This window comes from Chryseobacterium sp. T20, assembly GCF_047345655.1.
In the GTDB taxonomy this organism is placed as follows: Bacteria; Bacteroidota; Bacteroidia; order Flavobacteriales; family Weeksellaceae; genus Chryseobacterium.
Window position 1 is genome coordinate 54,592 of record NZ_JBLFDU010000012.1, and the last position, 12,591, is coordinate 67,182.

The following is a 12,591-nucleotide window of genomic DNA, read 5'->3' on the forward strand; positions in this document are numbered from 1 at the left end:
TGCTTCTCTTTTTTATGCTATAATGAAGAATTACTTCTTCTTATTTCTTTGCTGTTCCTGAGTTTTTTGCTGCTCCTGAGCCTTCTCCATCATTTCTCTCATTCTCTTCTGGAATTTACCTTCTGCTTTCGGTTTTTCCTTGTTAGACTGAATCTGAGCATGGATTTTTTTCTCATCCAGAATCACATACTTAATAACAAGGATGATGAGGATGTTAATCGCATTTGATACAAAATAATACCATGAAAGACCTGAAGCCGAAGTGTTAAGGAAGAATAGGAATGTAATCGGGAAGATATACATTAAAACCTTCATATTTGGCATTCCTTCCTGCTGAGGCTGTTGCATATTTCCTGAAGTCATTACGGTATAAATCAAGATAACAACTGTACAAGCTAAAGCAAAAATACTTAAGTGATCCCCAAGGAAAGGAACTTTAAATGGAAGCTTAATCAAATCATCATACGCTGTTAAATCCTTTGCAAACCAGAACCCCTGTCCTCTAAGATCAATAAAGTTCGGGAAGAAACGGAATAAGGCATAGAAAATTGGAATCTGAACCAATGCCGGTAAACATCCCGCCATCTGATTTACTCCAGCCTTTCTGTAAACTTCCATTGTAGCCTGCTGTTTCTTCATCGGATCTGCATCCTTGAACTTCGCATTCACCTCATCGATTTCCGGACGGATCACCTTCATCATTGCACTTAGTTTGTGCTGCTTATACATAATAGGTGAAAGGATCAGTTTCACAATGATTGTCATTACAAAAATAACCCAACCTGCTGATAATCCCCACGCAGCGATAATGCTGTATAACCACATGAAGAAATAACGGTTCATTGCTCCAATGAATGACCAACCTAAAGGAAGAATCTCATCAAAGTTTTTATCATAAGATTTAAGCAATGGTAAATCCAATGGCATAAAATACCATGTGAAATCCTGGTTCAGCTCACTTCCAGTCATTTGAACGAAACCTTCATAGTTGAATTTCTTCAGATATTCTCCTTCTTCAACATTTTCCTGGTTTCCTTTATTTTGAGTAAATCCGTTTTTAGCTTCAATTACTGAAGAGAAAAACTGCTGCTTTACACCAATCCAGTTAAGGGTTTCTTTTTCCTCTTCCATTGTGGTTCGTCCATCATAATCATAGTCTTTATAATTATTGAAAGCATAAGAAAACTCGGAGTGAGACTGCTCCTGAGCTCTACCCTTTTCCAGGTTTCTTACATTATAATCCCAAATGAAATCTGCTTTATTATCAGAAGTAATTTTAGAAAGTCCCTGAGTTCTTACTTTAAAATCAAGGGTATATTTTGGAAGCAGTGTGTAAATGAATTGAATGACAGCACCATTATAATCTGCAGTTAAGGTTACCGCATTTCCATTAACAGTAGGTGAGAAAACTAAATCTTTAGTATTAACAATCTTTCCTGTTTTATCTTTAAACTGAAAACCGTAGTTAGAGTTATTTTTAGTGATCAGATAAAGTGGCTGATCTGCATTGTCTGTTTTGTGATTGTAGGCTTTATATTTTAAAAGCTCTACTTTGGAAACCTGTCCTCCTAAGCTTGAAAATTCAAGTTTCAATTCATTATTTCCAAGGCTTGCCGTCTGGATTGCATTAGGAGTTACATTTGGATTGATATTGTTTGCCTGAGTTTGCTTTACGGCATTTTTAGCCTGTTCCGTTTTTTGCTCCTGAGCTTTCAACTCAGCTTCTTTCGTTTGTTTGTTCTGGAAGTAGAACATAAAACCGAAGAGAACAAGGCATAAAACCGCGAAACTAATCATTTGCTTCTTATCGATTCCGTTGTTTTGTTGCATTTTATTTTATATTAAAATTTTAAATTTAAAATGTACGTACTGGTGTACGTAATTTGAGCTGACAAAAATACTGTTTTTTTATCAAAACTCTATGCTTTACGTTGTTACTATATAATAAACTCAGGCTGATTATTCTCAGCCTGAGTTTATATGTAGACGTTTATGATAAAATTTTACCTTATTTCTTTTCGCAAGCCTTAATGAAAGCTCTGAATAAAGGATGCGGTGTTGCTACCGTACTCTTATATTCCGGGTGATACTGAACTCCCACATAGAATGGATGATCAGGAAGTTCCAACGCTTCTACCAAACCTGTTTCAGGGTTAGTCCCTGTAGCAAGGAAACCATTTTTTTCAAACTCCTGAAGATAATCACTGTTGAATTCATAACGGTGACGGTGTCTTTCAGAAATATTTTTAGTTCCGTAGATATCGTTTAATTTAGATCCGTTTTTCAACGTACACTTCCATGCTCCAAGACGCATTGTTCCTCCTTTATCTACAACATTTTTCTGCTCTTCCATCAAAGAAATTACAGGATCAGGAGTAGCTGTATCAAATTCCATAGAGTTTGCTTTGGTATGTCCTAAAACATTTCTTGCAAATTCAATCGTCATAATCTGCATTCCTAAACAGATTCCCAACATTGGAATTTTATTTTCTCTTGCATATTTTGCAGTAAGAACTTTTCCTTCAATTCCTCTGTCTCCAAAACCTGGAGCTACAAGGATACCATTCACTCCCTTAAGAGTATCTTTGATATTTTCTTCCGTAATATCTCCACTGTATACCCATCTTACTTTTACTTCAGTTTCAAGGTCAGCACCTGCATGTTTGAATGCTTCAGCAATAGAGATATAAGAATCCTGAAGGGAAACATATTTTCCAACCAATGCAATTTCAACAGTTTTCTTAGGGTTCTGGAATTTTTTAAGGAAACTCTTCCAGTCTTTAAGATCAGCATCTTTATCACTTTTCAGATCAAGTTCTTTCAATACTACATCATCGAAGTTCTGCTTCTGAAGATACATTGGAACTTCATAGATCGTTTCAAGATCTTTACATTCGATAACATTCTCTAAAGCAACATTACAGAACTGAGCTAATTTTGCTCTCTGATCTTTAGGAATTTTATGTTCTGTTCTACACACTAAAACATCTGCCATAATTCCGCTTTCCATCAACTGACGAACGGAGTGCTGAGATGGTTTTGTTTTTAATTCCCCACTTGAAGCCAGATAAGGCAATAAAGTAAGGTGAATAACCATAGAATTCTTCTCTCCTAACTCCCATTTTAACTGACGAACAGTTTCAATATAAGGTAAAGATTCAATATCTCCAACAGTTCCTCCGATCTCAGTAATGATGATATCGTAGTTCTGCTTGGAAAGCATTTTAATTCTACGTTTGATTTCGTTAGTAATATGAGGAATTACCTGAACTGTTTTTCCAAGGAAATCTCCTTTTCTTTCTTTTTCAATTACAGTCTGGTAGATTTTTCCTGTAGTAACGTTGTTGTTTTGGGATGTAGGAGCATCAAGGTAACGCTCGTAGTGGCCTAAATCCAGATCCGTCTCTGCACCATCTTCAGTCACATAACACTCTCCGTGCTCATAAGGATTCAAAGTTCCTGGGTCGATATTGATATAAGGATCTAATTTTTGGATCGTTACATTAAAGCCGCGTGATTTTAGTAGAAGTCCCAGAGAAGCAGAAACGATTCCCTTTCCCAAAGATGAAGTTACACCTCCTGTCACAAAGATGTACTTTGTATTCTTTTTACTCATTAGATTAGGTTTGTGCAAAGTTATGGGAAAAAGAGATACAAAGCAATCTTTTACATTTTGAAAATGACAAAACCACCTTCAAACAATTATAAAACCTGATAAAAATTTTTATCTATATTTGATATAAGCAAATGAAACAAAGCTATAACCAACATGATTTCCGTCTATAAACTAAAACCCAAATTCCAGCAGCTCCTCACGCCTGTTTTATTATTTTTCCACAGAAATAAAATTACAGCCAATCAGATTACCATCAGTTCTATCCTTTTATCTGTAATCATTGGAATCTTATTCTGGAATGCGGATCTTTCAAAATGGTTCTTTTTAAGTCTTCCTGTGGGACTGCTTCTGAGAATGGCTTTAAACGCTTTGGACGGAATGATGGCCAGAAAATTCAATCAGACCAGTAAACTTGGAGAAGTTTTAAATGAGATGGGTGATATTGTTTCAGATGTGATTATATTTTTCCCGCTTCTTAAATTTCAACCAGAGAGTTTATATCTTATTGTCATCTTCATCGTACTGAGCATTATTAATGAATTTGCCGGATTGATGGGGAAAATTGTGGGAAAAGAAAGACGTTATGAAGGTCCTATGGGAAAAAGTGACCGTGCTCTTATCCTTGGACTGTATGGTTTATTAATGCTTATCGGAGTTAATATTTCCGGGGTTTCCCGATATATTTTTGGAATTATCATTGCTCTACTTTTGATCAGTACTTATATCCGACTTAAGAAATCTTTGCATGAAGCCTGAAGAAAATAAATTTGCAGATGTTCCTTTAAGGGTAAAAACATGGATTTACATCATTATTGTTTTTGCGCTGGGTATTTCACATCCTGTTGCCATGACCGTTTTTGTTTCATGGATCAGCTATCAGTGTTTTTTTGAATTTTCAAGAATGTTTAAAATTCATGCATCGCCTGTTTTTCCTTCACTGTTCATAGGTTTTCTACAGTTTTTCCTGCTCTACTTTTTAAATATTGAAACCTACCTTTTATATAGTTTTTTTATATCAACACTTATTTTCTGCCGTTTTATCTTGTCGGGAGCTCCCAAAAAGCAATTGTACGGAATTTCAGTTGCTTTATTGATCTGTCTTTTCGCTTTCCCACATTTGTTGTGGATAAGGGAAAGATCTGATGGATTGACTGCCATTATATTTATTGTTGTTGTGACAGAACTGAACGATGTATTTCAGTATCTGATGGGAAAATTTTTCGGAAAACATAAAATAACACCTCAAATCAGTCCCAATAAAACTTTGGAGGGCCTTATCGGTGGTGTCTTTCTTACTGTTATTTTGAGTAATATTTTAGGATATTTTTTGCTTGAAACTGGTATTCTGACTAACAGTATTCTAGGACTCCTTCTTGGAATTTCAGGATTTTTTGGAGATATATTTATGTCTTATGTAAAAAGGAAAACCGGGGTAAAAGATACTGGAAATCTTCTTCCGGGACATGGTGGACTTCTCGACAGAATGGATAGTCTGATGTTCAATGCTCCTCTATTCTTCTGGCTATTTCCTCTTCTGATCAAATAGTAAAACAATGGATGAAAAATTTAAAAAAGCGGTTATTTTTTCTGGAGGCGGAACGAGACTGATGATTTATCTCGGGATTTTTGCCGCGCTGGAAGAACTCGATCTCAAACCAGATCTTCTGATTGCTTCCTGTGGCGGATCATTTGCTGCTACCATCATCAATGCATTCCCCGATCATCTTTCCCGAAAAGAATATCTACAGTCAGAAGAATATTTTCAGTTTGTTTCAGGTACTGTACTGACAAAGCAGAAAAAGCTTTCGCAAATAGGACTTTTCTCTTTGAAAAAAATTCTGGATAAAAGAAAAGCACCCTTCATTGAAGATGTTTTCAACCGATATCTTGTTGAAATGCCTCAAGACCTATCCCAATGTTTTCCATCTATCCAAAATATTCAGTTTTCAAAAGAAATCCCTACGATCATTATTGGCTCTGAACTTCTTTTTATTCCCAAAGAATGTGGACAAAAGAGAAATGAAAGAAAATTATATCAAAAAACAATCTTCACAGATCCTGAAACAGCAAAGAAGATCGGTCCTGAACAAATCATTAGTAATTCTGCAAGTTTTAGGAATAGTGCAGTTGAAGAATCGATCAAAATCTTCACCCATTTTTCCCTGCTTGAAAGCACTCGGGCTTCTGTTTCCGATATGTTTTATGTACAACCGGCATTTCTTCAGGGAAAACACTTTGCAGGTGGCGCTATAGATCTTGTTCCGGCAGAAATAAGCCAACATCTGGCACAGGAAATCATTACCGAAAAAAAACATCCTTACAATGCTGTGGAAGAAGCTCTTGTACGATCCGTACTTGGATTCAGTGGAAATGAAAGGCTTACAGAAACCAACCAACTTTTATCCGGCTTGCAGATTGATACAACAAATATAAAACAGGAACTGGAAGGACATTATCTGAAAAAAGGAATTGACTGGAGAAAATTTGAGGTCAGTTTTTCATTCCCGAAAAGTTATCCACAATTTGTAAAAGACATGGAAATTCAATGGCAGTACGGATTTGATCAAACGATGAAGAGTATTAAAAAGTGATGACAAATACACCAACTGAAGACTTGCAAATTCCCCTCCTTCGGAGGGGTGGCGAAAATTCAAAGAATTTTTGACGGGGTGGTTTTGTATGGGGAATCTTTAAGTTTCGGCTAAAGCCAATAGCATTTTAATCTATTGTGATCACGGGCTAAAGCCCGTGCCTATTGAATAATTTAAACCTGTTTATATTTAATATTAAAAACATCCATCCTATTTTCACTTTTAAAATCTATTTTTACAAAAAATGAAAACCACCAAACACTTATGAACGTTTTTATCGCAGGCGGAACTTCAGGTATTGGCTATGCACTGGCCAGACATTATCTTTCTAAAGGATATTGTGTAGGAATCTGCGGAAGAGATCTTACTAAAATACCAGAGAATGATTTTAAAGATTTAAAGGCTTTCCAGACAGATGTTTGCGACATAAACGCTATGTTATCCACATTACAGTCTTTTCTTGTGGATAAAAGTACACTTGATATTTTCATTAACTGTGCCGGAAGCTACGCAGAAGATGTAGCAGGAAGAATTTCCTATGAAGAAGCTGAAGAAATGCTTCAAACCAATATTCTGGGAACCGTAAACTGCTTCGAGGCGGCAAGAAAGGTAATGAAGAATCAACAAAAAGGGAGTATCGCTGTAATTGCATCTGTTTCCGGGATACTGGAATATGAAAACTCCAGTTTGTACACGAAAACCAAACGTTCAGTAATTCAGATTGCGGATGCTTACCGCAGAGCATTGAAACCTTTTGGGATTTCCGTCACTACCATCGCACCAGGCTATATTGATACTGAGAAATTAAGACAACTCAATCAGAATAACCTAAGCAAAAAACCATTTCTTACCGATGTAGAAACAGCAGTCTCCGTCATCTCGGAAGCTATTGAAAAAAAGAAGAAGTTCATTATTTTTCCTGTAAAAATGAAATGGATGATGAAATCGTTATTCCTGCTTCCGTCTTCATTATTAAATATCATCATGTTCAGAAAAGCCCAATGGATGAAAAACGACTAACCCTACAACAAAAACTGTACGCCCTGACACTTTGTGCCATTGTATTTATGATGGTCTATAATTTCACTGCATGGTATGTTTCAAAGCTGCCTGAAGTTTCATCTTTTGTTTTTGATTTTGAAAAATATATTCCATTTATTTCATGGAGTATTATTCCTTATATGACAAGCGGAATCTTTTTCTGTGTTGTGTTTTTCTTCTGTCAGAATAAAGAACAGCTTAAAGTTTTGACACAGCGGATGCTCTTTGTCACCATTATTTCCGGAATTTGTTTTCTATTATTCCCCTTAAAATTTTCTCTGTCCAAGCCTGAGGTCGACAACTCCATTTTGGGATATTCTTTTCAGTTTTTAAAAGTTTTTGATTCTCCTTTCAATCAGGCTCCGTCACTGCATATTGCCTATGCATTTATTTTCTGGTCAGTTTTCAGAAATGTAAAAAGAGGAAAGACATTTGTAATGTTTTGGCTTATTCTATTGGGAATTTCTACTTTAACGACTTATCAACATCATTTCATTGATATTATCACCGGAAGTATTCTTGCCCATCTTTGTTTTGTGATGTTTCCTTGTAGGAAAAATGATTTTCTGTACAGAAATTTTCATGTAGCCAATATTTATTTTTTATCAGGATGGATTATTATTTTAATCGCGATTCTTGTTAATCAATTCTTTGAAAAAGCAGGATTACTTATGCTTTGGCCTGGTTTTATGACTCTTCTTATCGGGTATCATTATCAGAAAAACCATATTTTCTTTTTAAAAAACAAAGCAGGAAATATTCCATGGTTTAAAAAGATTTTCTATTTTCCTTATCTGTTATTGTATCAGATATTTTGGAGATTTTTTAGGAAAAACAGATTCCCTGTGGAAGTTGTTCCCAGATTATACATTTCTTCCAGACCTGATCATAAAAGTCTGAAAAATTTTAAAACTAATAAAACAACGCTTATTTATGATCTATCAGCTGAGATGGAAGAACTCTCTCTCATCAAAGATAAAAAGACTTATCATTCTGTTCCTTTTTTAGACATTAGTACATTTGATATAGAAGAAACACAAAAACTGGTTTCTGAAATTACAGGACATTACAGACATCTGCCTTCAGATGGAAAGATTCTGATCCACTGCACCATGGGATTCACCAGAAGTTCAGTTATCGGGATTTTAGTAATCAAAAATATTTTATCTTTATCTCTTACAGAAGCAATAACCATAATGAAAACCCACAATAAGCATGCTGTCATACCTACTTATCTGGAGGATTTTCTGAAAAAATTTTAACCTATGAACAGTGGACATTTTAAAAGTTTTGATAACAGTGAAATTTTTTATCGAGAATGGAACTACCAGCCTCACCAGAAAAGTATCATCATGATCCATCGTGGTCACGAACATTCTGAAAGATTGAATGATATTGCCCAATCTCCCCAGTTTTCACAATACAACATTTTCGCATTCGACCTTAGAGGACACGGCCATACAAAAACCAAAACCTCATCCGTTTTCATGGATTATGTAAGAGACCTGAATGCGTTCTCAAAATTTATCAGCTCGCAATACAATATAAAAACATCAGACATGTTTGTGGTTGCCAACAGTATTGGCGGAGTGGTTGCTTCTGCCTGGGCTCATGATTTTGCACCTACTATTGCAGGAATGGCACTTCTGGCTCCTGCTTTTAAAATCAACCTCATCGTTCCTCTTGCTAATGAAATGATTACTTTAGGAACGAAACTTAAGAAAGGGCTCATCATTAAAAGCTATGTGAAATCCAAAATGCTGACTCATGATCCTGAACAGCAAAAAGCCTACGATACAGATCCGCTGATCTCAAGATCTATTGATGCTGAACTTCTTATTGATCTGGCAAAAGCCGGAAAACGTCTGGTAGAAGATGCTGAAGCGATAGATACCCCAACTTTAATTCTCGCTGCAGAAAAAGATCATGTGGTTTTCAATAAGGAACAGAAAATATTCCATGAAAAGCTGGATACAGATTTGAAACATTATGAAGTTTTGCCTGATTTTTTCCATGGAATTTTATTCGATACCGGAAAGGAAAAGGTGTATGATAAAATTGTGAATTTTGCTGAGAAATGCTTCAACAGACCGATAAAACAAGCTTCCCTTTCTTCTGACCGTTTTTCTGTAAAGGAATATGAAGATCTGCAAAATAATGTGGGAAACAATCTGAATTTTAAAATGCAGAAATTGTCTCTGTCAAAGATTGGGAAAATAAGCAACGGAATGGCGATTGGCCTGAAGTACGGCTTCGATTCCGGGGCTTCACTGGATTATGTTTACCAGAATCAGCCGAAAGGGAAATTTGGTTTTGGAAAAATGATGGATAAGAATTACCTCAATGCTATCGGCTGGAAGGGGATTCGCATCAGAAAACAACATTTATTACAACTTTTAGAAAAAAATATACAGGCTCTGAAACAACAGGGCAGACCTGTTAAGATACTCGATATTGCAGGCGGAACAGGAAATTATTTATTTGATATCAAAGAGAAATATCCGGATGCTGAAATCGTGATCAACGAATTTGTAAAGTCTAATATTGAAATCGGAGAAAAGGTCATTAAAGAAAAGAATTATCAGAAGATCCGTTTTACAAACTTCGACTGTTTTGATCCACAAACCTATCAAAAACTGAATTTTGAACCCAACATTACGATTGTTTCAGGAATTCTGGAGCTTTTCGGGGATAATGAAATGGCAAGTAAAGCCATTCAGGGAATAAATTCTATTTCAGAAAAGAATGCTTACATTGTTTATACAGGGCAACCATGGCATCCTCAATTAAAAATGATTGCCTACGTCCTGAATAATCACCAGCATAAAGACTGGATTATGAGAAGGCGTTCCCAAAAAGAGCTGGACAGAGTTATGGCTTTTAATAGTATTCACAAAGAAAATATGCTGATTGATGACTTTGGAATTTTCACGGTGTCTTCAGGAAAGATGAATGTTTCAAATTAAAATATTTTAGTGCTCTCGCAGATTTTCAAGCAGCTTTATTCCTAAATTGGATCAAACTTTGACATTGATTATTTTTAACCACAACAGTCACAAAAGATTTAAACACTTAAGTTTTCTACAGAATCATTTTAAAACTTCTCCACTAAAGTATTTTTAACTGAAAGCTTTTGTGATTTTGTAAGGTGTAAATAGTTTTCATATAAAAAAAGGGTTTCCATTTTAGTGAAAACCCTTTTTTATATTTTATATGTTGAAATATTATTGTTTTACAAGCTCAAAGTAAGCTGTTACTTCAACATCTTTCGCGATACCTGCTCCTGACGGATCATATTTGATTCCGTAATCCAGACGGTTTACTGTAAATTTTGTCTGAATTCCCATGATCTCTTTTCCGTCTTTATTCTTTGTAATCCCACCCAATGTAACCGGAGCACTGATTTCTTTCTCTACTCCTTTCATGGTTAGTTTTCCTTTAACAATATAGTTGTTGTTTTTATCTTTTGTAACGGAAGAGCTCTTAAATTCAATAGTAGGATATTTGGCAACATCGAAAAACTCTTCACTGATAAGATGTCTGTCTCTCATGTCCACTCCGGTATTAATAGTAGGAACACTGATAGAAAAGTTTAAATCGGCATTATCCAGATTAGCACCACTAGTAGCCGCTTTTCCGTCAAATTTATCAAACCTTCCCTGTACAAAACTAATCCCCATGTGCTTGATATTAAAGTTAACCGATGAATGCATCTGGTCTACCTGCCAGGTTCCCTGTCCAAAAGCAACAATACTTAAAAGCGTAAATACGAAAGATAAAAATACTTTTTTCATTGTAATGATATTTTACATTAATATATTTTAATTGAATGAAGCTAAGATATGAAAGATATTCCTACGCTGCATAGATTAGTTTTTAATATTAAATTCATTTAGATTCTGAAAGAAAAATGCTTTTTTATAACTTCGCAGTATGGCAAAACTGAAAACAGCATATTTCTGTCAAAACTGCGGAACCCAGTATCCTCAATGGCTGGGACAATGTAAAAACTGTGGAGAATGGAATACTTTAGTAGAAGAGGTTGTTGAAAAACCTTCTCACAAAACTCCTCCTTTTTCAAAAACGAAACAACATGTTATCAATATTGTTGAAGTGGAAACGAGTGAAGAGCCGAGGATAAAAACTCCTTCTGAAGAACTTAACCGTGTTTTAGGAGGCGGAATCGTTTTAGGTTCCGTTACTTTGATTGGTGGCGAACCGGGAATCGGGAAGTCTACTCTTCTGCTTCAGCTTGCTTTGAAAATGAAGAAAAAAGTTTTCTATGTTTCTGGTGAAGAAAGTGCTTCTCAGATTAAAATGAGAGCGGACAGGCTTACGGACATTCAAAATCCGAACTGTTTCCTTTTCACTGAAACTTCATTGGAAAAAATTCTTCATGAGGCCAAAAAACTGGAACCGGATTTCGTGATCATTGATTCCATTCAGACCCTGCAGTCTCAGCTGATAGAAAGTTCTCCGGGAACTGTTTCTCAAATCAGAGAATGTTCCAATGAGATTATCAAATACGCCAAAGAAAATAACACTCCTGTATTTCTTGTAGGGCATATTACCAAAGACGGACAAATTGCCGGACCAAAAGTACTGGAACATATGGTGGATGTTGTTCTGAATTTTGACGGAGACCGAAATCACCTTTTCAGATTATTGAGAGCGAATAAAAACCGTTTTGGTTCTACCTCTGAAATTGGAATTTATGAAATGATTTCCCAGGGATTGAAAGAAATTAAAAATCCTTCTGAAATTCTGATCACCAAGAAATTTGAAGAGCTTTCCGGTAACTCTGTTGCGGTAACTCTGGAAGGAAACCGACCGATGCTTCTGGAAATTCAGGCATTGGTGAGTACAGCTGTTTACGGAACTCCTCAAAGAAGCTGTACCGGTTTTGACTCCAAAAGACTGAACATGCTTTTAGCCGTACTGGAAAAAAGAGCAGGTTTTCAATTGGGAGCTAAAGACGTTTTCCTGAATATTACCGGAGGAATAAAGACAGATGATCCGGCACTGGATTTAGCAGTCATTGCTTCTGTTCTTTCCTCTAATGAAGATATTGCGATTTCTGAACATTACTGCTTTGCCGGAGAAATCGGATTAAGTGGTGAAATCCGTCCGGTAGCCCAGATTGAGCAGCGAATTACTGAAGCTGAAAAATTAGGTTATGAGAAAATATTTGTTTCCAATCTTAATAAAATCCCGAAAAGAAAATTTGGAATCAAGATTGAAGAAGTGAGTAAGATTGAGGATTTTCACGAGAGGCTTTTTTAACGTGAATCGTCAATTTTGCTTCGCAAGTCAATCGTCAATCAGAATGCGGATAAAAATTCA

At 35.8% G+C, this 12,591-nt stretch carries 10 protein-coding genes; 7 read left to right on the forward strand and 3 right to left on the reverse strand.

Annotated elements, in window-relative coordinates; translation table 11 throughout:
- Nucleotides 1–30: 30 nt before the first annotated feature.
- Nucleotides 31–1,830, reverse strand: a complete 1,800-nt coding sequence (gene yidC, locus ACMA47_RS20945) for a membrane protein insertase YidC (protein ID WP_034696117.1) — start codon at nucleotides 1,828–1,830, stop codon at nucleotides 31–33.
- Between the two features lie 178 nt (nucleotides 1,831–2,008).
- Nucleotides 2,009–3,616, reverse strand: coding sequence for a CTP synthase (locus ACMA47_RS20950; RefSeq protein WP_129037989.1), 1,608 nt, complete (start codon nucleotides 3,614–3,616; stop codon nucleotides 2,009–2,011).
- A gap of 153 nt (nucleotides 3,617–3,769) precedes the next feature.
- On the opposite strand from ACMA47_RS20950, the gene ACMA47_RS20955 reads away from it, so the two are divergent.
- The 6 genes from ACMA47_RS20955 (at nucleotide 3,770) to ACMA47_RS20980 (ending at nucleotide 10,214) form a co-directional block, all read left to right on the forward strand.
- Nucleotides 3,770–4,372 carry a CDP-alcohol phosphatidyltransferase family protein gene (locus tag ACMA47_RS20955; RefSeq protein ID WP_413931335.1) on the forward strand — a complete coding sequence of 201 codons (603 nt, stop codon included), beginning with the start codon at nucleotides 3,770–3,772 and terminating at the stop codon, nucleotides 4,370–4,372.
- Nucleotides 4,362–5,162 (forward strand): phosphatidate cytidylyltransferase, encoded by an 801-nt coding sequence (locus ACMA47_RS20960; RefSeq protein WP_413931336.1) that lies wholly within the window; start codon nucleotides 4,362–4,364, stop codon nucleotides 5,160–5,162. The genes ACMA47_RS20955 and ACMA47_RS20960 overlap by 11 nt, the downstream gene beginning before the upstream one ends.
- A 7-nt stretch (nucleotides 5,163–5,169) precedes the next feature.
- The gene (locus tag ACMA47_RS20965) at nucleotides 5,170–6,207 is read left to right on the forward strand and encodes a patatin-like phospholipase family protein (protein WP_413931337.1); all 1,038 of its coding nucleotides are present in this window, start codon (nucleotides 5,170–5,172) and stop codon (nucleotides 6,205–6,207) included.
- Nucleotides 6,208–6,471: 264 nt separating this feature from the next.
- Complete coding sequence (locus ACMA47_RS20970) at nucleotides 6,472–7,227, forward strand: SDR family NAD(P)-dependent oxidoreductase (RefSeq protein WP_413931338.1); 756 nt, start codon at nucleotides 6,472–6,474, stop codon at nucleotides 7,225–7,227.
- The gene (locus ACMA47_RS20975; protein WP_413931339.1) at nucleotides 7,140–8,510 is read left to right on the forward strand and encodes a phosphatase PAP2 family protein; all 1,371 of its coding nucleotides are present in this window, start codon (nucleotides 7,140–7,142) and stop codon (nucleotides 8,508–8,510) included. Before ACMA47_RS20970 ends, ACMA47_RS20975 begins: the two co-directional genes overlap by 88 nt.
- A gap of 3 nt (nucleotides 8,511–8,513) precedes the next feature.
- The gene (locus tag ACMA47_RS20980; RefSeq protein WP_413931340.1) at nucleotides 8,514–10,214 is read left to right on the forward strand and encodes a bifunctional alpha/beta hydrolase/class I SAM-dependent methyltransferase; all 1,701 of its coding nucleotides are present in this window, start codon (nucleotides 8,514–8,516) and stop codon (nucleotides 10,212–10,214) included.
- A gap of 258 nt (nucleotides 10,215–10,472) precedes the next feature.
- Here the strand turns inward: ACMA47_RS20980 and ACMA47_RS20985 are convergent, their stop codons facing one another.
- Nucleotides 10,473–11,042, reverse strand: a complete 570-nt coding sequence (locus tag ACMA47_RS20985) for a YceI family protein (RefSeq protein ID WP_253317626.1) — start codon at nucleotides 11,040–11,042, stop codon at nucleotides 10,473–10,475.
- 139 nt (nucleotides 11,043–11,181) lie between these two features.
- On the opposite strand from ACMA47_RS20985, the gene radA reads away from it, so the two are divergent.
- Nucleotides 11,182–12,531: a DNA repair protein RadA gene (gene radA, locus ACMA47_RS20990; RefSeq protein ID WP_034696125.1), complete on the forward strand. Its 1,350-nt coding sequence runs from the start codon at nucleotides 11,182–11,184 to the stop codon at nucleotides 12,529–12,531.
- Nucleotides 12,532–12,591 lie beyond the last annotated feature (60 nt).

Bases quoted from the DNA above. Each gene is read 5' to 3' on its own strand.
- ACMA47_RS20955 (WP_413931335.1), top strand. From the start codon at position 3,770: ATGATTTCCGTCTATAAACTAAAACCCAAATTCCAGCAGCTCCTCACG.
- ACMA47_RS20985 (WP_253317626.1), bottom strand. From the start codon at position 11,042: ATGAAAAAAGTATTTTTATCTTTCGTATTTACGCTTTTAAGTATTGTT.
- ACMA47_RS20960 (WP_413931336.1), top strand. From the start codon at position 4,362: ATGAAGCCTGAAGAAAATAAATTTGCAGATGTTCCTTTAAGGGTAAAA.
- yidC (WP_034696117.1), bottom strand. From the start codon at position 1,830: ATGCAACAAAACAACGGAATCGATAAGAAGCAAATGATTAGTTTCGCG.
- radA (WP_034696125.1), top strand. From the start codon at position 11,182: ATGGCAAAACTGAAAACAGCATATTTCTGTCAAAACTGCGGAACCCAG.
- ACMA47_RS20970 (WP_413931338.1), top strand. From the start codon at position 6,472: ATGAACGTTTTTATCGCAGGCGGAACTTCAGGTATTGGCTATGCACTG.
- ACMA47_RS20980 (WP_413931340.1), top strand. From the start codon at position 8,514: ATGAACAGTGGACATTTTAAAAGTTTTGATAACAGTGAAATTTTTTAT.
- ACMA47_RS20950 (WP_129037989.1), bottom strand. From the start codon at position 3,616: ATGAGTAAAAAGAATACAAAGTACATCTTTGTGACAGGAGGTGTAACT.
- ACMA47_RS20965 (WP_413931337.1), top strand. From the start codon at position 5,170: ATGGATGAAAAATTTAAAAAAGCGGTTATTTTTTCTGGAGGCGGAACG.
- ACMA47_RS20975 (WP_413931339.1), top strand. From the start codon at position 7,140: ATGGATGATGAAATCGTTATTCCTGCTTCCGTCTTCATTATTAAATAT.